Origin of the sequence: Bariatricus sp. HCP28S3_A4 (assembly GCF_052066395.1) — a bacterium.
In the GTDB taxonomy this organism is placed as follows: Bacteria; Bacillota; Clostridia; order Lachnospirales; family Lachnospiraceae; genus Allocoprococcus.
This window is the reverse complement of record NZ_JBQHSE010000003.1, coordinates 64,283-88,063: the sequence shown is the minus strand read 5'-3', so window position 1 is coordinate 88,063 and position 23,781 is coordinate 64,283. Positions and strand designations below refer to the sequence as shown.

The following is a 23,781-nucleotide window of genomic DNA, read 5'->3' as shown; positions in this document are numbered from 1 at the left end:
GTCGGCAGGGTGCCGCCCGGTATTTTTCTATTCTTTTGATGGCTCTGTTTTGGCCGTTGCGGTTCTGACACTGATGCCGTTGATCTCAACACGGTCGTCGACTGCGATGACCAGGCATTTTCGGCCGTCGATGATGCGGGTCTCGACCAGATCGGCGCATTCCGGGTTCACCTGAATGGTGATGTCCGGTGTCTTGATCTCGAATTTCTTCGTGTTCGCTACATTTGCGGCAAGAAGAGAAGTGTTTTCACCGGCGGCAGCATCAAAGTGTTCGTCGAATGTTTCCAGTTTTGCTTCTTCCACGCCGCTTTTGGCGAGCAGATATTTCACCTCGGCTTTATCGAGTTCAAGCGGTTCCGGATTTTCTGCGTTCTGTTCGATCAGTTCGTTCAGGTTCTCATGGATATTTTTGACTACTTCATATTCGCAGTCGTCACCAAGTGTTTCCTCGATCAGAGCTTTGAAGGTTTCCTTCTGGCTTCCGGCTGTGAGCGGAGGTACGCAGCCGAGCAGGACATCGGTGAGGCCGTTGGAAAGGTTCTCTGCATTTTTGGAATAATACAGAAGACTGTGGATATCGGTGCTGCGGTCGTTAAATGCCGGGAATAAGAATCCGGCATCCGGCATTTCCACGATCCAGTCGCGGATCCTCTCATGAAAACTGTTTTCATCGGCGTGATAGCTGAGAGCCGGTTTGGAGAGCTTGACCGGACAAAAGCAGCAGAGGATGTAGTCAAAGACCTCATCCGATGCATCGAACATCTCTGTTCCGTCCGAAGCTTTTCCGGGAATATCATATACGGCATGAATCAGCAGAATCAGGTAGTTTTCCGGGAAATCATAGGAATCAATCACCCGGTTGTAGAATTCCGTGAGAAGGTCATCGTCGGTAAGACGGCTGTTACGCAGTTTCAGGAGAAATTCCTGTGTGCCGCCTTCGGATTCTGTCTCAAGCGGGAATTCCATGTTTAAAAGATTTTTCCCGATGGTGCCGGAAAGGGATTTGCGAAAAATATCAAAATATTTGAACATCTCCTCTTCCGGAAGGGAGAGGAATGCTTCTTTCAGTTCCGTCTTTTTCTCTTTTTCCCCGTCTACATAACATCCGCAGATCCGGGTGATCGCGCAGTTATGTGGGGTGAATTGTTTCTTGATTTCAGTCACTTCTTTTTTATTCATATGTAGATTTCTCCTTTGTCAAAAGAATTTTGTCAGCGTGATTAATAGTATAGCGCAAATCGGGTAGATAGACAAATATAAAATATTTATTAAATTGATTAAAAGAGAAAATTCTTCATTGATTCTTGATTTCTCTAAGAATAAAATAAAACAATAGGCAGAAATCATCTGCAGAATTGAGGGGTTAATAGAGACGACAGGAGGACTAGACAAGATGTCGAAATTTTGTGTAAAAAAGCCATATACCGTATTGGTAGGTATCGTGATGGTGCTTGTTCTGGGATTTATCAGTTTCACCAGGATCACGACCGATCTGCTGCCGAGCATCACGTTGCCCTATGTTATGGCGATAACGACTTACCCGGGGGCGACGCCGGAAAAGGTGGAAAGCTCTGTGACAGAACCATTGGAGAGTTCGCTCGGTACGGTGAATGGTGTAAAGAATGTGACCAGTAATTCCGCGGAGAATTACAGTCTGGTCATACTGGAATTCGAAGAGGATACGAATATGGACAGCGCGATGGTCAAGCTGTCAACTGCCGTGGAACAGCTGAGCAGCGTCCTCCCGGACGAAGCGGGAACGCCGATGCTGATGGAACTGTCGCCGGATATGATCCCTACGATGACGGTGAGCCTTGATTATGATGGAATGGATGTGAAAGAACTCAGCAAGTTCGCGGAGGACACATTGATTCCTTATCTGGAACGTCAGGACGGCGTGGCGAGCGTGAACAGCACGGGGCTTACCGAGGAAAAAGTAGAGATCCGTCTGAACCAGGCAAAGATCGATCAAGTAAATGACCGCCTTCTGGCGAAAATGGACAGTACTTTTGCCGAGGCTAAGGCGACGCTGGATGAAAAAGAGAGTGAATTAAACGCAGCGAAGGGTGAGATCGCCAGCGGTAAGAAAGAGTTGGAGAGCCAACAGGATTCCACCTATGATGAACTGGCAAAATACAGCCAGCTGATGGATGAAACGATGGCAACAGCGTCTGCCTATCAGGCGCAGGTGACCGGACTTCAGACCAGCCAGGCGGCGCTTTCGGCAGAAAAGGATGCTTATCATGAGCAGGTCGTCCCGGCATATAATCAGCTGAATGAAGTGGTGGCGCAGGTTGGTGCCATGATGGGAGTTCCGGATCTCAGTATTTCTGCGATTCTTGCCGATGAGAGCCAGACAACCTATCAGCAGGTGAAGATGACTCTGGCAAATATGGCACAGATGCAGCCGGATAATCCGGAGCTTCAGACGATGGTAGAGAATTTCACATGGGAGAATCTTTCCATGATGGAAGAGAAGGTAACGGTACGGCTTCCGCAGATCGATACGGAGCTTGCCAATCTGGATACCGAGATCGCTGCGGCGCAGGCCGTGCTTGCTCAGGTGAACAGTCAGGTCGCTGAAGCAAAGAACAATTACGCTTCCGTGGAGAAAGGAAAGCTTTCCGCTGCAGCTGCATTTGGCGCGGCTTCCGCACAGCTTTCGGCGGGAGAGAGCCAGCTTGCATCGGCACAGGCTCAGCTTGATGAGGCAAGAGAGCAGTATAAGACGGCAAGAGAGACGGCGATGAAGAACGCCAATATTGATGCGCTTGTAGATATGGATACTTTGTCCGGACTGATCTATGCGCAGAATTTCGAAATGCCGGCAGGCTACATAAAGGAAGGCGAGAAACAATTCCTTCTGAAAATCGGTGACAATTTCGACACGCTGGATGAACTCAAGAATACCCTTCTGTGCAGTCTGGACGGAATCGGTGATGTCAGGCTGTCGGACGTGGCGGATGTGACGATGATCGATAATTCCGGCGAAAGTTATGCAAGGATCAACGGAAATGATGCGGTTATGCTGAGTATCATGAAATCATCCACGGCAGGGACCTCGGATGTTTCCAACAATCTGAATGATGTGATAAAGGAACTGGAAGAAACGTATGAGGGACTACATATCACTTCATTGATGGACCAGGGAGATTATATTAAACTGATCATTCAGTCTGTTTTAAAGAATCTGATCTACGGTGCGATTCTGGCAATCATTGTGCTGGCATTGTTCTTGAAGGATGTGAAGCCGACGATCGTGGTTGCGTTCAGTATTCCGCTCAGTGTATTATTTGCGATTGTATTGATGTATTTCTCAAATGTAACACTGAATATTATTTCTCTGTCCGGGTTGGCGCTTGGAGTCGGAATGCTGGTGGATAACTCGATCGTCGTGATTGAAAATATTTACCGGCTCAGAAGTATGGGAGTTCCGGCCCCGAAAGCCGCGGTTCAGGGAGCAAAACAGGTGTCCGGTGCAATTTTTGCTTCAACTTTGACCACTATCTGTGTCTTTCTTCCGATCGTATTTACAAAAGGTATGACTCGGGAACTATTTACGGATATGGGGCTTACCATTGCTTATTCGCTGATCGCCAGCCTGATCGTGGCACTTACCGTTGTGCCGGCCATGAGTTCGACCGTGCTGAAGAAGAGTACTGCGAAAAAGCACCCACTGTTTGATAAAGTGATGATCCTTTATGATAAATCACTTCGTTTCTGTCTGAAATGGAAAATTGTTCCGCTTGGCCTTGCGGTTGCGCTCTTGGTCGGCGCCGTATATGGAACCACGAAAATGGGACTGGAGCTGATCCCGAATATGAGCAGCAATACGATCAGCGTTTCTCTGGCAATGAATGAGGAAATGGATCAGGATACCATTTATCGGAACGTCGATGAACTGACAGCACAAATTGCAGATATCGAGGGCGTAGAAACAGTCGGCGCCATGTCGGGAGGAACTGCCATGAGTGTTATGTCGCTGAGTGGCACTTCGACCGGAGAAAAACAAACGCAGTTCACGTTCTATGCACTTTTGGACGAAGAGCATGAAAATGACGGTGATGCGATCGGTAAACAGATCGCAGAGCTTGGAAGCGGTCAGGAAGAAAAATATGAGATGGAGGTCTCTTCGTCCGGAATGGATATGTCCTCTCTCGGAGGAAGCGGAATCGAAATCGATATTCAAGGACAGGATCTGGATACACTCCTTGCCATTAGTGAGGATGTGAAAGGCATGTTGGAACAGGTCGAGGGCCTGGAGGAGATTACGAATGGTCAGGAGGAGCAGGATCCGGGTATCAAGATCGCTCTGGACAAGGATGCTGCCATGAGAAACGGGTTGACGGTTGCACAGATCTATTCCGAACTGGCATCGGCGCTGACTACGGAGAAAACGGCAGCTTCCCTGACTCTGGAGGGAAATGAGTACAGTGTGATCATTGTCGATGAATCGGATATGCTGACGGCGGAAAATCTGATGGACTACACCTTTGAAACGACTTCGAAGGATGAAGAGGGAAATGATGTGACCGAGGAGCACAAGCTGAGCGAGTTTGCCAAAAAGGAAGATGCGAACAGCATTGCTTCGATCCACAGAGAAAATCAGGCAAGACAGATTTCGGTCAGTGCAGTGACACAGGATGGCTATAATACATCCCTGATCGGAAGAAAAGTCCAGAAGCTTCTGGACGAGTACGATGTGCCGGAAGGATATATCGTAGAGATGGCAGGTGAAGTAGTCAGTGTACAGGAGACCATGACGGATCTGATCCAGATGATTGCGCTGGCGGTTGTGTTCATTTATATGATCATGGTTGCACAGTTCCAGAGTCTGTTGTCACCGTTCATCGTAATCTTCACGATCCCGCTGGCATTTACCGGAGGACTTTTGGCACTCTGGGGAACCGGACAGACTCTTTCCATGGTTGCGATGATCGGTTTCCTCGTGCTGGCAGGTGTGGTTGTAAATAATGGTATCGTGTTTGTGGATTATGTGAACCAGCTTCGTCTCTCCGGTATGGAGAAGAAAGAAGCACTGGTGATGACCGGCAAGACCCGTATGCGCCCGATCCTGATGACAGCGATGACGACGATCCTTGCAATGTCAACCATGGCATTCTCGCGGGATATGGCTTCTGCAATCGGAAAAGGAATGGCAACCGTAACGATCGGCGGCCTGGCCTATGCAACCCTGATGACCCTTTATATTGTACCGGTGATGTATGATATTTTCTTCCGCAGAGAACTGAAAGAAATCGATGTGGATTCGGATGTGGATCTGGATGCAGAATCCGCTGTAATATAAAACGCGGCTAAAAAGGTATACTGAAAAAGAGAGATGCCGGATAAAAAACGGCATCTCTCTTTATGATATTCAAGTATTATTTCAGCATTCCCATCAATACCTGGTTGACAAGCTTTCCGTCCGCTTTTCCTTTCACTTTCGGCATCAGATCTTTCATGATCTTGCCTTTATCTTTACCGGTCGGCTCTGCAATTCCAAGTTCGGAAAGAACAGAAGCGATCACTTCTTTGATCTCGGCTTCGTCCATCATCTTCGGTGCATACTGTTCCAGAACAGCAAGGCGTTTCTCACATTCTTCCTTGATATCGGTACGGTCTTCCGGAGTCATCTCCAGAGTTTCTTTCACCTGTTTGATCTCTTTGAGGATTACCTGAACCTCTTCTTCTTCAGTCAAATCGGCACGTTTGTCGATCGCTTTGTTCTTAAGAGCAGCCAGAAGAGCAGATAAGGTTTCCTTGGTGTCTTTGTCTTTTGCTTTCATTGCAGCGACCATTGCGCTTCTTACTTCATCAATTTTGCTCATGTTACGATCCCTCCATTTATTATATAACCATTATTATACATGAATGTGAAAAAAATACCAGAGGAAATATGCGCGATCATCAAATCATTTGGAGATGATTGACATCCGGGCATTACAACTAATATAATGTAGGAGGGAAAATGTTCCATGATAAGGTATGTCTGAAGCGATCACAGAAGCTTCTATATAATGTATAAAGAGAGGAAAACAAAATGCAAAAGATACTGGACGATGCCGTTCGGGAAGGCAGAGATCTGACGTCGATGGGGAAGACGGCGGATTATATTCCTGAATTGGGAAGAGTCAATAAGGATTATCTTGGGGTATGTGTATTTACAAAAGAAGGAAAACGTTGGCAGAGCGGAGATTCAGATGTAAGATTTACGATCCAGAGTATATCAAAGGTTATTACACTCGCAGTTGCATTGGAGAAATGCGGATTCGAGAAAGTTTTTGCACGTGTCGGGATGGAACCGTCGGGGGACGCATTCAATTCACTGATAAAATTGGATCTGACGAGTGATCATCCTTTTAATCCGATGATCAATTCCGGAGCGATTGCGGTTACGAATTATCTGGTTTCCCTTGTGAACTTTGAAGAAATGCTTGATTTTACAAAGATACTTTGTCTGGACGATAAGATTGTGCTGGATGAGAAGGTATATCAGTCAGAGATGAATCATATTTCAAGAAATAAAGCAATCGCATATTTGCTTGAAAGCAAAGGAATTCTGGAAAACAGTGTTGAGGAGACAATAGACTTTTATGTGAAAATGTGTTCGCTGAGTGTAACAGCGGCAAGTCTGGCAGGCTTCGGCCTTGTATTGGCATCAGATGGGTTTCATCCTGTCACAGGGAAAAGGCTGCTCGCCAGCAATGTAGTGAGGACAGTGAAAACGATCATGCTGACTTGTGGGATGTATGACGGTTCCGGGAAATTTGCTGTGGAAGTAGGCGTACCGTCCAAAAGCGGAGTTGGCGGCGGAATTCTGTCGGTTGCGGATAAGCGGATGGGAATCGGAATATTCGGACCTGCACTTGATGAGAAAGGGAACAGTGTCGCGGGGCAGTATGTGCTCAGAGAAATATCGGAGAAACTAAGGCTTCATATGTTTGAGGCGAATCATTTGGTATAAGCGCAAAAAGTGGAATATAGGATAAGGAATTATGGCAGTGTGTGAACTTTGTCCCAGAAGATGCGGGGCGGACAGGGAAAATGGAATAAAGGGTTTCTGCGGTGAAACGTCAGAAATCAGAGTCGCGCGGGCGGCGCTTCATATGTGGGAAGAACCGTGCATTTCCGGAGAAAATGGTTCCGGAACGGTTTTTTTTACCGGCTGCACGCTCCGGTGTGTGTTCTGCCAGAACCACGTCATTTCCGATGGAGAGGTGGGAAAGATCATATCTGTAAGAAGGCTGGCGGACATTTTTCATGAGCTGAATGAGAAGGGAGCAAATAATATCAATCTCGTGACGCCGGGACATTTCGCGCCGCAGATCATCCGGGCACTGGATCTAGCCAAGAATGAGGGGATGAAGCTTCCCATTGTGTGGAATTCCGGCGGGTATGAGCGGCAGGAGACACTGAAAATGCTGGAAGGTTATGTAGACGTGTTTCTGCCGGATTTTAAGTATTTAAATCCATTGCATGCGAAGAAATATTCGATGGCGGAAGACTATCCGGACGTGGCGAAGGCAGCAGTTGCCGAGATGGTAAGACAGGCAGGCTCCCCTGAGTTTGATGAGCGGGGGATCATGAGAAAGGGCGTGATTGTGCGCCATCTGCTCCTGCCGGGATGTCTTGCGGATGCAAAGCGGATCGTGGAATATCTCTATCAGACTTATGGGAACCGGATTTATCTCAGTCTGATGAATCAGTATACTCCGGTGGAGGCACTGGATCAGGAACGCTATCCGGAACTGGCGCGGAAGGTGCCGGATCATGCTTATGAACGGCTGGTGGATTATGCGATCTCGCTGGGGATTGAACAGGCATTTATTCAGGAGGGAGAGACGGCAAAAGAAAGCTTCATCCCTCCATTTACACTGGAAGGGGTATAAAAGAAAGATGAAAAGGCAAGTGAATATGAACGAAATTTCCGATGGGAAATTGTACGGGAGCAATGATATGGTAAAGGCAGATTGCGGCGATTGTGAGGGATGTTCGGCTTGCTGCAGGGGCATGGGGACATCGATCGTACTGGACCCGTTGGATGTCAATCGTCTTGCATGTGGACTTCAGATGACGTTCGAGGAACTGCTGTCCGAAAACGTGGAGTTGAATGTCGTGGACGGCCTGATTCTTCCAAATCTGAAAATGGTGGAAGAAAAATGCGGCTTTCTGAACGAAGAGGGGCGCTGCTGCATTCATCCCATCCGTCCGGGAATCTGCCGGCTGTTCCCGCTCGGGCGTTATTATGAAAACGGAGGATTCAGGTATTTTCTTCAGGTGAACGAATGCCGCAAGGAAAACCGTTCCAAGGTCAAAGTGAAAAAATGGATCGATACACCGGATCTGAAATCGTATGAAGCATTCGTAAATGACTGGCATAATTTTCTTCTTGCACTTGAAAAATATGTTTCCGAGAATCCGGAAGAGCAAAAGGCGGTCAGTATGTACATACTGCAGCAATTTTATCTTTCTCCATATGAGGAGGCTGAGAATTTCTATACACAGTTTGCAAAAAGGCTGGCCAGAGGTTATGAAGAACTGGGATTGGAGTAGATATGACAAAAGAAGAATACATGAGAAGAAAGAAAATAGAGCAGCGTAAGCAGCGAAGACGCCGCCGGCGGATCAAAAAAATGATCCGGCTCGGGGTACTGGCCGGAATGCTTCTGATCTTCATCCTGCTTATTGTCGGAGCGGTCAGTCTCGTTCGGTTCCTTTTCTTTCGAGAGGACACAAAAGAAAATCAGGAGAGCCAGCCTGTCGTATCAGAAGAGGTCATTCAAAAAGAGTCTTCCACGATTCTGACGGCGGGTGATATCATGATGCATGATCCAATGCTGGTATCGAATCAGTATCTGCATGAAGACGGCACATATGATTACCATTCCGTTTTCAAATATATAGCCGGTGAGTATGAGGCGGCGGATCTTGCAGTTGTGAATTTCGAGACAACAATTGCGGATGGCGACTACACGGCCTACCCAAGATTCAAATCTCCGGAGGCGATTGCAACAGCACTTTCTGATAATTATGTTGATTTGTGCCTGTTGGCGAATAACCATATTTATGATAATCAGACGACAGGATTGATGCAAACCATTCAGGCGATGGAAGAGAATCATCTGCTTTACACCGGAGTGCGCAAAGATACTTCTGAAAAAAACTATTATGTAACAGAAATTGACGGAATTAAAATCGGAATCTTTAACTATGTATTTGATTCAGGAAGCGTTGATGGTCAGGAGATATCCATCAACTCGATTCCGGTCAGCGATGAAGATGCGCAGCGGATCAATACCTTTAATTACGGAGGGCTGGAACATTATCTTTACAGCGAGATCGAAGAAGGCCTCCAAGAACTGGAAACGCAAGGCGTAGAATACACAATCGCCTATCTGCACTGGGGAACAGAGTACGAAACAACGGAAAATGAACGTCAGCAAAATATTGCAAAAGAGCTTTGTGAACTGGGAATCGATGCGCTGATCGGCGGGCATCCGCATGTGGTACAGCCGGTAGATCTTCTCACAAATGAAGCAGGAACCCATCAGATGGTATGCGTATACTCTCTGGGAAATCATTTATCAGACCAGAGAAAAGAACGGATTGATTTTGCTCCCGAGGGACATACAGAAGACGGGCTGATGGTGGAACTGATACTTGAAAAATCAGACGATGGTCAGGTTTCCCTTACGGGCATGGAGTTTATACCGACGTGGGTGTACAAGTCAGGCAGCAGCGATAATCCGAATTATTATATCTTACCATTGAATGATATGGAGACTTTGCTGAAAGAGACGGCAGATCTGGGAATCGAGACAGAGGCGAAGCAATCCCTGGCGCGGACTAATGCAATCATTGGAGAAGGAGCGGCAAAGATTGAGGCAGCCCTCCCGATTGCGGCAAAATAGAAAGAGGAGTGATGTCTATGAGACAAATGGAATTCAAAATGGAACGTCCCGGACTTGTGGAGGCAGGTCAGGAGGTAGAAGTCTCGGAAGGAAAAGTTGCAGCATACTTTTACTATACAATCGAGCCGGCTGTAGCGATGAGCGCCAACTTCAGATCCTGGGAACGACTTCAGTCAAAGAAAGGAAAAGTTGTGGATGTGAAGGAGACTCCGCGGGGGTTCTATGTGGTGTGTGAATTTGATGAAGACGATATAAAATAGAAGGAAGATGGAGCAATTTCATTATTGCTCCATCTGTCTCCCCAAAAACCCGGCCGCACATAGCGCCATTTTTAATTCTGTGTCACCCAATTTCTTTTTCCCTTCTTTGGCAAGAATTGCGATCGACCCGATGGCATCTCCTTCACAAATGATCGGGCTGATGACCTGACTGTCGTATTCCTCCGGCTGTGCCGTTATAATTCTTGTAAAATTCTTTTCTCCTGCGAAGGAGAGAAACTGCTGGCGTTTTGCAATTGCCTCACTTAGCTGACGGGTAATCGATTGCTCAAGAAATTCCTTTTTTCCCGGTCCTCCGGCAGCAATCACCTGATCCATATCAGTTACACATACAAGGTATCCCAGCGTCTGTGCCAGACTTTCCGCATATTGTTTTGCAAATGTACTAAGTTCTCCGATTGGAGAATATTTTTTTAAAATAATCTCACCTTTGCGGTCTGTAAATATTTCCAAAGGGTCGCCTTCCCGAATTCTTAGAGTGCGGCGGATTTCTTTGGGAATTACAACACGACCGAGGTCATCAATTCGTCTTACAATTCCGGTTGCTTTCATAATAAAATCCTCCATTAACAGTATCTTTTGAATTTACTTTCCGTTTCTTTCCATAGTATTTGTAAATAGGAGGAATTTTATGCGCTTGTAAAAAATGAAGGCGTTTGAAGAAAGTGAAGGATTTTTGCGCATTCTGTCTCTTTTATTTTCCGGAATATCTGTTTCTGGGATATCCTCAATATAGCAGTTATCCTGAAAGCATCTTCCCTTTGACAAACTTAAAAGAGCCATCTCGCTATATTCTTTCAATTTGTAATTCTTGAGAATGCTTCCAATATTTTGTCTTCCACTTGGAATCACTCTTTCCTTTACCCACGTAAGACTGATGTCTTCAGAAACGGTATATATCTTTTCATATTCACACCACATTGCCCAGAGCATACCCTAATTATTATTTGACGCGCGTCAAATAATAATCATTGCGTACTGTGTTCGTTCATAATTAGTTTTACAGGATGCTGTTTTAAAACTTCTGCCAGTTCTTGTGAGTCATTTACAGTTTCCTGAATTATAATTCCACCGTAACCCACCTGCTGCAGGTTATGGCAGTCGCTGCCTGAGATCCGCTTTAAATCAGGATATGATTGAAGCCATGTATCCAATTTCTTGTTGTTATTTCCACTGTTTGGACGCTGATTGTATTCGACACCATCTAAAAAATCGGGATCGCGGGGAATGCATGGAGTTCTGAATGGATGAGCCTGATACAATACTGCTCCATATGAATGACAAAGTTCATATAGTTCTTTTTGACTCATAAAACAAAGATCAGGGTTTTGAAATAAGAAATCTTCATCGATTCCATAAATTAAAAAATCTTCTTCATTCGGCTCCAGGCGTATTTCTATTCCGAGCATGACTTTTATGCGATTCTCTGATGCTACTGATTTTGCTTTTCGATATCCCAATAAATATCTTTCGATTCGAGCTTTTTCTGTATTTCCAAAATGGACCAGAAGGTTATTGTCAAAATGATTAGTTATTACAATGGCATCGTAACCGGCTTTATTGTATGCTTTCACAATACTTTCTGCATCAGTTTCGGCACAGGGACTTCCTTCGCTGGTATGGACATGCATCTCTATTTTCATAGTGTACCTCCTTTATACAGTCTGATATGATATTTCATAGAATAATCATACCATTTAAGTTACGGGCTGCTGGCCCAAACGAAACACGATCTTTAACGTTACTATAAATATAAACGACAGCATCAACAAATCGCATAATAACTTTCCCTTTCCGTACCGTATTTCGTCCACAAGTGCCTGAATATCATCTTCATTATAGCCCCCATTTCCTCAGCGACACCGGAAAAAGCAGTCTGCGCTTTGCAGATTGCCTGAGCGGAGGCATTGCTGACTACAATTTCACCATTCTGTTTCTGAAAAAACAGAATTTTATCACCAGATTTCAGGCCGAGCAGACGGCGGATTTCAACTGGAACTGTAATCTGACCATTTGAAGAAATTTTCGCAAGATTCATAAAATCCTCCTTTCTATTTTTGAAATCTAAAGAAAACTTGAGATTAATTCTATCATATTCAATTCAAGGAAGAAAGTAAACGGAGTTATAGAAAAATGAAAAATTTGCATTTGACAATCAAATCAAAATGCCCATTCCTATCTCGCCCGGTTTGTGGTATCATAGAACACGGATTTAAAGAAACAGAATATAATCAATACAAAATCTGGAGAAAATGAGGTTAAGAGGAGAGAAAACTATGAGATCTCTTATGGTATATTTGAAAAACTATAAGAAGGAAACGGTTCTGGCGCCTTTGTTTAAGATGCTGGAAGCGTTATTTGATTTGTTTGTACCGCTTGTCATGGCGGCGGTGATCGACAAAGGAATCGCTAGAAGTGATCAGAGCTACATCGTGCGGATGTGCCTGCTTCTGATCGCGCTTGGAATCATCGGACTGACCTGTTCGATCACGGCGCAGTATTTTGCGGCGAAGGCGGCAACCGGATTTGCGGCGGAGGTGAGACATGCGCTATTTGCGCATGTGCAGAAGTTTACATTTTCGGAGATGGATACGATTGGGACATCGACCCTTATCACCCGGATGACGAGTGACTTGAATCAGGTGCAGTCCGGGCTGAATCTGACGCTTCGTCTGCTGCTTCGTTCCCCGTTCATTGTTTTTGGGGCGATGATCATGGCGTTTATGATCGATATCAAAGCGGCTCTTGTGTTTGTAGTAGCGATTCCGCTGCTTGCTGTGATCGTATTTTCCATCATGCTGATGACGATGCCGCTCTATAAGAAGGTGCAGGCGCATCTGGATCAGGTCCTTCTGGTGACGAGAGAGAATCTGACGGGGGCGAGAGTGATTCGGGCATTTAACAAAGAAGAGGATGAAAAACGCCGGTTTGAGGAGAATAATCAGCTTCTCACCAGGGCACAGAAGTTTGTCGGAAGTATTTCGGGACTGATGAATCCGCTTACTTATATTGTGATCAACGGGGCGGTGATCGTGCTTATATACACCGGTGCGGTCCGGGTCAATATCGGGGAACTGACGCAGGGGCAGGTTGTGGCGCTGCTCAACTATATGTCCCAGATTCTGGTGGAACTGGTGAAGCTTGCGAATCTGATTATTTCGATCACGAAAGCACTGGCGTGTGCGAACCGGATTCAGAGCGTGTTTGAAGAAAAGCCGGATATGCAGGACGGAACGCTTGTGTGGAAGGTGGATTCGGATGAAAAACAGATCCCGAGAGTGGAATTTGAGCATGTTTCGCTTACGTACCAGGGTGCAGGTGCGGAGTCTTTAAGCGATATTTCTTTTAAAGCATATCAGGGACAGACGATCGGAATTATCGGAGGTACCGGTTCCGGGAAATCGTCTCTGGTAAATCTGATTCCGCGGTTTTATGATGCGACCCGGGGGGAGATCCGCATCGACGGCCGGAATGTAAAAGAGTATCAGATGGATTCCCTGCGGGAACGGGTCGGTATGGTCCTTCAGAAAGCTGTTCTGTTCAAAGGTACGATCGGAGCGAACATCCGTTGGGGAAAGGAAGATGCAACCGATGCGGAGATTGAAGAAGCGCTTGAGATTTCGCAGGCGAAGGAATTTGTGGATTCGAAAAAAGAAGGTTTGAATTTTAAAATCGAGCAGAGCGGGCGGAACCTTTCCGGCGGCCAGAAACAGCGTCTGACGATTGCCAGAGCACTGGTGAAGAAGCCGGAGATTTTGATTTTGGACGACAGTGCATCGGCACTGGATTTTGCGACGGATGCAAAATTAAGAAAGGCGATCCGGGAAATGAAAGAGCAGCCTACGGTGTTCATCGTATCCCAGAGAGCGTCTTCCATCCAGTATGCGGATCAGATTCTGGTGCTGGATGACGGAGAGCTGGCAGGCGCCGGAACCCACAGGGAGCTTCTGGAGAATTGTCCTGCTTATCAGGAAATCTATTATTCACAGTTCCCGAAAGAGAAGGAGGCGTAAGCAGGTGGAAGATAAGAAGAAAAAACAGTCGGAAACATTGAAAAAAGTATTTCGTTATCTTGGAAAATACCGGATTTTTGTTGTGATCTCCATTTTCCTTGCTGCCTTGACCGTCGCACTGACTTTGTATATTCCGAAGCTGACGGGTAAGGCGGTGGACTATATCGTAACCAAGGGGCAGGTTAATTTTACAGGAGTTTTCCAGGTGATGCTGCAGATCGGTGTCTGCGTATTGATCACGGCACTGGCGCAGTGGATCATGAGTATCTGCAATAATAAGATGACCTATCAGGTAGTCCAGGATATTCGAAATGAAGCATTTAAGAAAATAGAGATTCTACCACTGAAATATATTGATGGGCATGCTTACGGTGAAATCGTGAGCCGTGTTATTGCCGATGTGGATCAATTTGCAGATGGGCTTTTGATGGGATTCACACAGTTGTTTACCGGAGTGGCAACGATCGTCGGGACGCTGGGATTTATGCTTTCTGTAAATGTGAAGATCACGTTGGTGGTTGTGCTGATCACGCCGGTATCTTTCCTGGTGGCAAACTTTATCGCGAGTCGTACATTTACCATGTTCAAGCTTCAGTCTGAGACAAGAGGAGAACAGACGGGGCTGATCGATGAGATGATCGGGAATCAGAAAGTGGTACAGGCTTTTGGACAGGGCGATAAGGTGGTCGAACAGTTCGACGAGATCAACGAAAGACTGAAAGACTGCTCGTTGAAGGCAACATTTTTCTCATCCATCACGAATCCGGCCACCAGATTTGTTAACAGCCTGGTGTATACCGGTGTGGGAATTACGGGAGCATTTGCGGTACTGAACGGGTCGCTGACTGTTGGTCAGTTATCCTGCTTCCTCAGTTATGCGAACCAGTATACGAAACCGTTCAATGAGATATCCGGAGTGATCACAGAACTGCAGAATGCGATTGCCTGTGCGCAGAGAATCTTTGATCTCATTGAGGAAGAACCACAGATTCCGGAAAAAGAACATGCAGAAGTGTTGACAGATATCAAAGGAAATGTCCGTCTTGAGGATGTGTCATTCTCTTATGTACCGGAACAGAAGCTGATCGAACATTTCAGCCTGAAAGTAAGACCGGGACAAAAAGTAGCAATTGTGGGACCGACCGGGTGCGGGAAAACCACGCTGATCAACCTGCTGATGCGTTTCTATGATGTGACCGGAGGAAAAATCTGTGTGGAAGGAGAAGATATCCGGGAAGTGACCAGAAGAAGTCTTCGCGCAGGATACGGTATGGTGCTTCAGGATACCTGGCTGAAGACCGGCACGATTCGCGACAATATTATTATGGGGAAGCCGGATGCGACGGAGGAAGAGATCATCGAGGCAGCCAAAGCATCCCATGCGCACAGTTTTATCAAACGTCTTCCGAAGGGGTATGATACCTGGATCACGGAGGACGGCGGAAGCCTGTCGCAGGGACAGAAGCAGCTGCTCTGCATCACCCGTGTTATGCTCTGCAGACCGCCGATGCTGATTCTGGATGAGGCGACTTCTTCCATTGATACCAGAACCGAAGTGCAGATCCAGAAGGCATTTGCACGTCTGATGGAGGGAAGGACCAGTTTCATCGTTGCACACCGATTATCCACGATCCGTGAAGCGGATGTAATCCTGGTCATGAGAGACGGTAAGATCGTGGAACAGGGAAATCATGAAGAACTGATCCGGAAAGGCGGATTCTATCATCAGCTGTATTACAGTCAGTTTGCAGGTGTATAGAAGAAATAAAAAAGGGGAAACACGCAAGTTGTGAGCGGAGGTTTCCTCTTTTTGTTTCTATGCATAATAAATCAAATGAATCAGGATCTCAGTGATTCGAAAAATGGATCCATGATCGTCTGTGCATATTCCAGAAGGGAATAACGCTGCTGCTGAAGACACCAGTTATAGGTAAGACCGATCTGGAAACCACAGATCATGTCTGCCAGAGTGGTATAAGAATGGGGCGAGGTGATCTCGCCGGATTCCAGTCCGTCTTTCACCAGGGAACGCATGATCTGATAATATTTTCTGTCAGGATTCAGAATATGGCGCATTCCACTTGTCATGACCTGGAGTCCGTAAAGGGTAGGATAAAAACTCCGATATGGGGAATCCTCAACGGAACGCATAACGAATACATTAAATATTTTCAGTTTTTCCACGGAATGAAGAGAGGAATCCAGATTTTGCTTCTGCCAGTCTTCGTAGATTATGTCATAAGTATAAGCGACCGAAAAAAGAAGTTCTTCTTTTCCGTGAAAGTGGTGATAAAAGGCGCTGCGTGAGGTCCCGGATTTCTCGATAATCTGTGAAATGGTTGTTTCTTCGTAGCCCTGTTCATAGAAAAGCTCCCACGCAGCCTGCATAATTTTTTCTTTTGTTTTACTTTTGTACGGTTTTCTCATAATACGTCTCTCTTTTGTAAAGAATTGGATGCTAATTCGAAAGTAAAAATATTAGCTTCCATATCATAACATAGTAAAAACGCAAATTTCAAGATAATTGGCAAAAATGCACAAAAACAGTGGTAAAAAAAGGCTTTACTTGACTTAATTTCCTATCTCTGTTACAATGATAAAATCAAAAAAGAGAACGCAGTACGGAATTTGGTACTATTTTGACTGCGAGGAGGTTGCGGGATGAAGAGATTGAGGTTGGAGAATTCCATGGAATGGAAGGAGAAACAGCTAGCCATTGAGGCAGCATTGCTTTATGGATTCCAGACGGAGACAGCAGAATTTCCGATAGCGGCACTGGACGGAGAAATCGAGGTTCCGGGAACCGAAGACGAACTGACCGCTTTATGGAGACTGGAAGCCAAAGCAGCACCGGAAGGATATCTGCCGGCAAAGAAAGAAGGACCGATTTTTGATACTGATTTCCGAAAGAAGAAAGGTCTTGAGACTCTGTTTGGAACCGGGGAGTTCCTGAAAGATGAGGATTATGACTTTCTGCCGGACAAGTTGGATGTTCGGATAATCCTGCCCAAGGAAGCGGATCTGTCTATGATCACGGCGGCGTGTAACATTGCATTTCGTCTGGGAATGGAGACCACTGCCTATGAGGGCAAGATCCTTGCAGATGAGACCTATCAGGGGAATGCGATCGTGTTTGAAGATGCCAAGAGTGCAGAGATGGCAGTGGAGCAGGAAGAGAATGCGGTTCGCCTGTATGTAAGAGGACGCGGCGAAGAACTGGAGAAGCTGTCCGCCCTTGTCTGTGAGAAATTCCCGGTTGTCGATGCATGGAGAAGCTGGCGGGATGTGCTGATGGATATGGCGGATGATTTCGCTTTGAGAAATGCAGACGGACAGCTCGCCTATCTGAGCGCGTATGAGCAGACGGAGCCGGGAGCATATGAACTGTATGGATCTCCGGAGATTACCGATCAACAGAAAGAACAATTCCCGGATTCTGTATTTTACAATTATAAATCCGGCCGCAAGGTCTATGAAAAAGTATATGAGCTTCCGTGGGAAGTGGATACATTTACACAGGTTCTGGAAGAGAAGATCTATCCATGCATCGGATGCGGAGATCGGGTCAGAATCGAAGGCGCGCTCAGTGAGGACAAAAAAGTGCGCAGCAGGATCGTTGCAGATGTAGCGAAACATCTTGAAGAAAAAGGAGCAGTGCTGGAACAGGCGCAGCTGATCTGTGCTTACAAGCAGGGATTTTCGTGGATGGAAGAAGTTGTCATTCCGGAAGCTGCAAAGGTAGATACGACAAAGGTTGAGATTTATTTCAAACCGTTTCTTCCGGAAGGGCAGACCGAGTGGCTTGATGAGAACGGTGCAACACCGTCTTATCATAATTTGAAGGCCGATAATCCGGATAAATGGTATGACCTTCCGATCCGCTATTTGCAGGAGCTTTATCCGATTGAGGATATCATCACAGAAAAACTGGGAATCGCACGTGAGGATGTGGTGTTCCTTCCGTACGAAGGTGATGAGAATATCACCTATCTCTGCCGTGTTGCTGCGGGAGAAGAAAGTCGTGAATTCCGGTATCTGGTACATTATGAGGAACGTCCGTATATGGATGAATATCCGCAGATGGGAAAGGTTCATCCGGCGACCGGTTATGTCCGGGTGTGGGTAAATGGAGAAGAAAAGCTTTCTGAAGAGATCAAGACAGATCTGGAAGAAGTTTGGGATATCTATCAGGCAGAAGTGCTGCCTGACTGCCGCAGATATATCGAGAAGAAGACGGGCGGAGAAATCCGTTCTGATCTGCAGCCGTTCTTCCATAAACTTTCGCTGGATGTTACGGTAAGTGAGCCGGATTACAGAACCGGGAGCAGAGAAGATCTGATTTCCTCTCTGGATGCGCTGCATGAAGATATGTATTTTGTCGGAAGTGACTATTTTAAGAATTACGGCGTACAAAGAGCAGATGTCATGCTGGATGCACCGGGACTGATCCTTCCTGAGATCCATAACCGGGAAGGAGCACCGGTATTTAAAGTGACGCTTTATGAGCAGCTGCGGGAATCGGCCTGCATTCTGTGTGAAGGTAATGAAGTGGTTTCACAGAAGAACAGAGAAGATGTACAGGTATGGGCAGAACGTATACGGATGTGCGGAGACCGGTTGGAACTTTTGATTCGAACAGAAGGCGTTCCGGAAATGGTACTTTCTGCTTATGCCGAGCTTTTTGATAAAGGCATTCTTGATCTTGCGAATCGTTTGGATCCATGTTATTGTATTGTACTCCGGGATGAAAACGGACACAGCTACGAAGCGGCAGTTCCTGAAAAAAAAGACCGCCCGGTGAAGAAGATTACCGAGATTGACCTGCATGAACAGGAACTGATTGGTTATGATACTAATTGTGAGATTATTGAAGAATTAAAGCAGGTAGAAGGAATCGATGTGTTCCGTACAGCGGTATCTTATGCCGGAAGAGAAGTATATGCGATCTGGCTTAAACCAGAGTACAAGGGATATCTGTCTATGACGAAGCGGCTGACCAGATGCCCGAGTGAGGTTATCAATGCCCGCCATCATGCAAACGAGGTGTCCAGTACGAATGCTTCCCTGATTCTTTTGAAGAAACTGTTGACGGAAGATATTTACAGGGATCTTCCCGAGAAGCTGAACCTGGTACTTGTTCCGATGGAAAATGTGGATGGCGCTGCAATTCATTACGAGCTTCAGAAGGAACATCCAAACTGGAAACTGCATGTGGCAAGATTTAATTCAATTGGTAAAGAATTTTATTATGAGCATTTCCGCCCGGATACGATACATAGTGAAGCGATGGGACTGACACGGTTGTTTGAAAAATTTGTGCCGGATATGATCGTAGATAATCACGGTGTACCGAGCCATGAGTGGGAACAGCAGTTTTCAGGTTATACTTCACCTTCCTACAAAGGATTCTGGCTTCCGAGATCTCTGCTGTATGGATATTTCTGGTATGTTACCAATCCGGAATACAAGGATAATTATCCAGTGAACAAAGAGATGGAAGATGTGATCGCAGACAAGATTGCCGAGGATGAAGAGATGACGAGATGGAATCTCGAGTGGAGTGCGCAGTTTGAAAAATATGCACATGCATGGATGCCGAAGCTTTTCCCGGCAAATTACTATAAAAATATGATCAATTACTGGATCCCGTTTGCGTCGGATCCGACTCATCGGTATCCGTCGATCCGTTTCCCATGGATCACCACGGTTGCCTACACAAGTGAAGTGGCGGATGAGACGGCACAGGGAGAATACTTGAATTTATGCGCCCGGGCTCATGTGGCTCATGACGAAGCGACACTGCAGATGCTTATGAAGGCAGAGAATGTCTTCGACTGTGATTGCGGCTTACGTGACAATGCGGTTTTTGCCAGATACTGTCGATTACGGCCAATGATTGTCGGCGGATCTGGAAAAAATAAATAAAATATATTCTAAAGGAGGAGATTTCTATGGAACTCATCAAATTACTTGGCGTTTTAATCGTAATTGTAGGATTTGCGCTGAAACTGGATTCAATCCTCATTATTTTCCTTGCACTGATCACAACAGGTCTTGTGGGCGGTCTTGGAATCGGTGGACTTTTGGAAACAATTGGAACAAACTTTGTTGCCAACAGAAGTATGGCAATTTTCATCATGATTCTTCTGGTAACCGGTGTACTGGAGAGAAACGGACTACGTGAGGCAGCTGCAGACCTGATTAAGAAGGTGAAAGGTGCTACTGCAGGTAAGGTTGTTGCTGCATACGGTATCATGCGTGGTATCTTCGGAGCGTTCAACGTAGGATTCGGTGGTGTTGCCGGATTCATCCGCCCGGTTGTTCTTCCAATGGCAGAAGCTGCGATTGAAAATGGCGGAAACAAAGCAACAGAGGAACATATTGAAGATGTAAAAGGTATGGCATCTGCAATGGAAAACGTTACATGGTTCTTCTTCCAGGTGCTCTTTGTAGGTGGAGCCGGCGGTATTCTTGTACAGACTACATTAGCCGGACTCGGATACGAAGTAGAACTGATCGATCTTGCTGTAACAGAAATCCCGGTTGCAATCTTTGCTTTGATCGTTGCATGTGCATTTGTAGTGATCAAGGATAAGAAAATGCAGCAGAAATACTATGGCAATTCAGCAAAGACAACAAAGAAATAGGGAGGAGACATAAATGAGTGCTTTAAAATTTATTCAGATTGACCCTACTTTAAACACAAATCTGGTTAATATCGTTTGGATCATAATCGGACTTGTTACAATTTACGCAGGTATTAAGAACTTACTTGACAAAGAAAATTCTTCCAGAATCGGAACAGCCGTTTTCTGGTGTTCATTCGGTATCGTGTGTGCATTTGGTACATGGCTGCCGGCGAAGGTTTCCGGTGCACTGGTTATTATCATGTGTATCCCGCCGATCTTCAAGAAGGTAAAAGTCGGAAAAGCAGAAGTTCCGACCAAAGAATATACACAGAAGCAGTACAAGAAAGTTGGTATGAAGATCTTCTTCCCGGCTGTCTGCGTTGGTATCTTCTCACTTTGCATGGCTTTGTTTACCAATATCAGTTCCATGCTTGCAGTAACACTCGGTACATTAGTAGCTGTTATCATTCTGATGGTTTACAATCCGTCTGAAAACAAACCGGATGTATTTTTGAAAGAATCAGAGCGTTTCCTTTCTCTGATGGGACCTCTCTGTATGCTTCCTCAGCTTCTTGGATGTCTGGGTGGCGTGTTCACTGCAGCAGGTGTCGGCGAAGTGATTGCGGGTATCGTAGAAAATATCGTTCCGAAGGGAAATGTAAATTTAGGTATTATTGTATATGCAGTAGGTATGGTATTATTTACTATGATCATGGGTAACGCATTTGCAGCGATCACAGTTATGACAGTTGGTATCGGCGCACCGTTCGTACTTGCTTATGGAGCAAATCCGGTTATAATCGGTATGCTTGCTCTTACATGCGGATATTGTGGAACGCTCTGTACACCTATGGCTGCAAACTTCAATATCGTTCCGGTTGCTATTCTGAATATGAAGGATCGCTGGGGTGTTATTAAGAATCAGGTTCTTATAGCTATGATCATGCTGGTATTCCAGATCTGCTATATGATCTTATTCAAATAAGCATTTACGAAAAAGGATGATGGAAAGATGAGTCGGGATATGGAGCGGGGAGCCCAAATTGTGATTTGTGACTGGGTCCGGGTGAAGCCGTGGGACAAGCTGCTGATCGTGACGACAAGAGAGCATTTGCCGGAAGCGAGAATGCTGCGGAAATGTGCGATCGGAAGAGCAAGATCGGTCAATACGCTGACTGTGGAAGATGCAGGAAGGCTGGTAGGGGTATTTTTTGACACGAATGAGGAAGTGTTCGACCCGTATACGGCCATAATCGCTGCGACCGATTATTCACTTGTGACCACAAAAGCGGCAAAACGTGCGATTCAGAAGCACAAGAAGTTCCTGTCCCTCCCGCTTTCTACAAATGATGGCAGATCCATGCTGGAATATGATTTCATGACGATGGATACGAAGAAAAGCCGTCTGATGGCGAAGGTGATCATGAAATACCTTCGCAGTTCTGAAAAAATCCATGTGACGACATCGGCGGGAACGGATCTGGTCATGTATAAAGAAAACCGGAATCCGGGCTTCTTCAACGGTGTGATCAAAGATGGAAAAGGATATTCTTCTGCCAGCATTGAGGTATACGTTCCGATCGAGGAGACGAAGACAGAAGGCGTTATGATGCTGGACGGTTCTCTCGGTTATATAGGGCGTGCAAATGAGCCGACCCGGATTCTGTTTCACGAGGGGCGGATAACAGATATAGAAGAAACGCATACCGGCATAAAACTGAAAAACTATATGGAAGAATACAGGGATCCGAGAATCTATATCGGAGGAGAATTTGGGATTGGTCTGAATTCTTATTCCCGGTGTCTGGGAAATTGTTATATCGAAGACGAATCGGCATACGGAACTTTTCATATTGGCCTGGGAAGGAATCTGGCGCTGGGAGGCAAGCAGAACGCAAATGGTCATTTTGACCTTGTGTGTCTGGAACCGGACATTTATACTGATAATAGACAGATTATGCAGCAAGGGAAGATTATCATACCAGAACCGGTGGTATATTAGTACCGGCGGTGGTACAAAAAGTTCCGCATGCGGAACTTTTTGTCAATGGTCAGAAAAAGTCGTAAGGAGGAAACGAACATGAAGGTATTAGTAACAGGTTTTGACCCGTTTGGGGGAGAAAAAGTAAATCCTGCATATGAGGCAGTAAAATTATTGCCGGATACGATCGCGGGGGCAGAGATCATTAAACTGGAGATTCCGACGGTGTTTTCAAAGAGTGGTCCGGCTGTAGAAGCAGGGATCCAGAAATATCAGCCGGACGTTGTCATCAATGTCGGACAGGCAGGCGGTCGCTCTTGTGTTACCATCGAACAGGTGGGAGTGAACCTTGCAGAAGCGCGTATTCCGGATAATGCCGGAGAGCAGCCTATGGATGAACCGCTTCAGGTGGACGGCGCACCGGCATATTTTGCGACGATTCCGGTTAAGGCAATTGTAAAGAACATCCGTGATCATGGAATCCCTTGCCATATTTCCTATACAGCAGGAACCTATGTATGCAACTGTGTGATGTATAACGTACTTCATATGGCAGCAACAAAATATACCAACATTCGTGCCGGATTTATTCATGTACCATTTGCTGCTGAGCAGGTGGTCGATAAGCCGAACGGGACTCCGTTCATGTCTCTGGAAATGATTGCGAAGTGCCTTGAATATGCGATTGAGGCTACTGTAAACAATACAGAAGACATTGAAGAAGCAATGGGAACGACCCATTAGGAAAAGAATCATTCTGGCAGAAAATATGGAATTATCAGAGGAATGCTTACCGGATGGTGGGCATTCCTTTTTACATAGGGAAAGACTGCAGCTGACCTTATTCTAAACTTGATTTATGATAATACTAATTGCCATAGTTCACTCGCAAGGCAGAACTATTATCCGGTATTATTGCCCAAATACCCAGGTAAACATTTGTAATAAATATTGAAGAACCCTAAA

The 23,781-nt window shown here is 45.8% G+C and carries 20 protein-coding genes; 13 read left to right on the top strand and 7 right to left on the bottom strand.

Annotation, left to right across the window (positions count from 1 at the left end; genetic code table 11):
- Positions 1 to 27 precede the first annotated feature (27 nt).
- Positions 28 to 1,179, bottom strand: coding sequence for a DUF4317 domain-containing protein (locus ACTNBF_RS02405; RefSeq protein ID WP_441088702.1), 1,152 nt, complete (start codon positions 1,177 to 1,179; stop codon positions 28 to 30).
- A 214-nt stretch (positions 1,180 to 1,393) separates the two neighbouring features.
- Here ACTNBF_RS02405 and ACTNBF_RS02400 point away from each other — a divergent pair, with 214 nt between their 5' ends.
- Positions 1,394 to 5,308 (top strand): efflux RND transporter permease subunit, encoded by a 3,915-nt coding sequence (locus tag ACTNBF_RS02400; protein ID WP_441088701.1) that lies wholly within the window; start codon positions 1,394 to 1,396, stop codon positions 5,306 to 5,308.
- A gap of 76 nt (positions 5,309 to 5,384) precedes the next feature.
- Here the strand turns inward: ACTNBF_RS02400 and ACTNBF_RS02395 are convergent, their stop codons facing one another.
- On the bottom strand, positions 5,385 to 5,831 hold the full coding sequence (locus tag ACTNBF_RS02395; RefSeq protein ID WP_441050064.1) for a GatB/YqeY domain-containing protein: 447 nt from the start codon (positions 5,829 to 5,831) through the stop codon (positions 5,385 to 5,387).
- A gap of 212 nt (positions 5,832 to 6,043) precedes the next feature.
- Between ACTNBF_RS02395 and glsA the strand changes: the two genes are divergently transcribed.
- Genes glsA through ACTNBF_RS02370 form a run of 5 tightly spaced genes read left to right on the top strand, consistent with a single transcriptional unit; the run spans position 6,044 to position 10,174 of the window.
- Entirely contained in the window at positions 6,044 to 6,967 is a 924-nt protein-coding gene (gene glsA / locus ACTNBF_RS02390) for a glutaminase A (protein WP_441050063.1), read from the top strand.
- Positions 6,968 to 6,998: 31 nt separating this feature from the next.
- A complete protein-coding gene (locus ACTNBF_RS02385) occupies positions 6,999 to 7,892 on the top strand; it encodes a radical SAM protein (RefSeq protein ID WP_427807121.1) in 894 nt (297 codons plus the stop codon).
- Positions 7,893 to 7,899: 7 nt separating this feature from the next.
- Complete coding sequence (locus ACTNBF_RS02380) at positions 7,900 to 8,556, top strand: YkgJ family cysteine cluster protein (RefSeq protein WP_427807122.1); 657 nt, start codon at positions 7,900 to 7,902, stop codon at positions 8,554 to 8,556.
- Positions 8,557 to 8,558: 2 nt separating this feature from the next.
- Positions 8,559 to 9,914, top strand: a complete 1,356-nt coding sequence (locus ACTNBF_RS02375; RefSeq protein ID WP_427819890.1) for a CapA family protein — start codon at positions 8,559 to 8,561, stop codon at positions 9,912 to 9,914.
- A 17-nt stretch (positions 9,915 to 9,931) separates the two neighbouring features.
- Entirely contained in the window at positions 9,932 to 10,174 is a 243-nt protein-coding gene (locus tag ACTNBF_RS02370) for a hypothetical protein (RefSeq protein WP_427819889.1), read from the top strand.
- A gap of 21 nt (positions 10,175 to 10,195) precedes the next feature.
- Here the strand turns inward: ACTNBF_RS02370 and spoVT are convergent, their stop codons facing one another.
- The 4 genes from spoVT to ACTNBF_RS02350 form a co-directional block, all read right to left on the bottom strand.
- Entirely contained in the window at positions 10,196 to 10,744 is a 549-nt protein-coding gene (spoVT, locus tag ACTNBF_RS02365) for a stage V sporulation protein T (RefSeq protein WP_427819888.1), read from the bottom strand.
- Between the two features lie 33 nt (positions 10,745 to 10,777).
- Positions 10,778 to 11,125, bottom strand: a complete 348-nt coding sequence (locus ACTNBF_RS02360) for a hypothetical protein (RefSeq protein ID WP_441088700.1) — start codon at positions 11,123 to 11,125, stop codon at positions 10,778 to 10,780.
- A 35-nt stretch (positions 11,126 to 11,160) separates the two neighbouring features.
- Positions 11,161 to 11,835 (bottom strand): PHP domain-containing protein, encoded by a 675-nt coding sequence (locus tag ACTNBF_RS02355; protein WP_427819886.1) that lies wholly within the window; start codon positions 11,833 to 11,835, stop codon positions 11,161 to 11,163.
- 122 nt (positions 11,836 to 11,957) lie between these two features.
- Positions 11,958 to 12,230 (bottom strand): AbrB/MazE/SpoVT family DNA-binding domain-containing protein, encoded by a 273-nt coding sequence (locus ACTNBF_RS02350; protein WP_427819885.1) that lies wholly within the window; start codon positions 12,228 to 12,230, stop codon positions 11,958 to 11,960.
- Between the two features lie 238 nt (positions 12,231 to 12,468).
- On the opposite strand from ACTNBF_RS02350, the gene ACTNBF_RS02345 reads away from it, so the two are divergent.
- Together ACTNBF_RS02345 and ACTNBF_RS02340 are read left to right on the top strand one after the other, a co-directional pair.
- Positions 12,469 to 14,205: an ABC transporter ATP-binding protein gene (locus ACTNBF_RS02345; RefSeq protein WP_427819884.1), complete on the top strand. Its 1,737-nt coding sequence runs from the start codon at positions 12,469 to 12,471 to the stop codon at positions 14,203 to 14,205.
- 4 nt (positions 14,206 to 14,209) lie between these two features.
- A complete protein-coding gene (locus tag ACTNBF_RS02340) occupies positions 14,210 to 15,964 on the top strand; it encodes an ABC transporter ATP-binding protein (RefSeq protein WP_441050061.1) in 1,755 nt (584 codons plus the stop codon).
- An 80-nt stretch (positions 15,965 to 16,044) separates the two neighbouring features.
- Here the strand turns inward: ACTNBF_RS02340 and ACTNBF_RS02335 are convergent, their stop codons facing one another.
- Positions 16,045 to 16,632, bottom strand: a complete 588-nt coding sequence (locus ACTNBF_RS02335; RefSeq protein WP_427819882.1) for a TetR/AcrR family transcriptional regulator — start codon at positions 16,630 to 16,632, stop codon at positions 16,045 to 16,047.
- 234 nt (positions 16,633 to 16,866) lie between these two features.
- On the opposite strand from ACTNBF_RS02335, the gene ACTNBF_RS02330 reads away from it, so the two are divergent.
- The 5 genes from ACTNBF_RS02330 to pcp all read left to right on the top strand — a co-directional run bounded on the left by ACTNBF_RS02330 (position 16,867) and on the right by pcp (position 23,559).
- Positions 16,867 to 20,130, top strand: coding sequence for a M14 family metallopeptidase (locus ACTNBF_RS02330; RefSeq protein ID WP_441088699.1), 3,264 nt, complete (start codon positions 16,867 to 16,869; stop codon positions 20,128 to 20,130).
- 26 nt (positions 20,131 to 20,156) lie between these two features.
- Positions 20,157 to 20,852, top strand: a complete 696-nt coding sequence (locus ACTNBF_RS02325; RefSeq protein ID WP_441088698.1) for a 5-oxoproline transporter, DUF969 family subunit — start codon at positions 20,157 to 20,159, stop codon at positions 20,850 to 20,852.
- Positions 20,853 to 20,865: 13 nt separating this feature from the next.
- Positions 20,866 to 21,819 (top strand): DUF979 domain-containing protein, encoded by a 954-nt coding sequence (locus ACTNBF_RS02320; RefSeq protein WP_441088697.1) that lies wholly within the window; start codon positions 20,866 to 20,868, stop codon positions 21,817 to 21,819.
- A 27-nt stretch (positions 21,820 to 21,846) separates the two neighbouring features.
- Positions 21,847 to 22,836, top strand: coding sequence for a peptidase (locus tag ACTNBF_RS02315; protein ID WP_427807139.1), 990 nt, complete (start codon positions 21,847 to 21,849; stop codon positions 22,834 to 22,836).
- A 78-nt stretch (positions 22,837 to 22,914) separates the two neighbouring features.
- Positions 22,915 to 23,559, top strand: a complete 645-nt coding sequence (pcp, locus tag ACTNBF_RS02310; protein ID WP_427807140.1) for a pyroglutamyl-peptidase I — start codon at positions 22,915 to 22,917, stop codon at positions 23,557 to 23,559.
- Positions 23,560 to 23,781 lie beyond the last annotated feature (222 nt).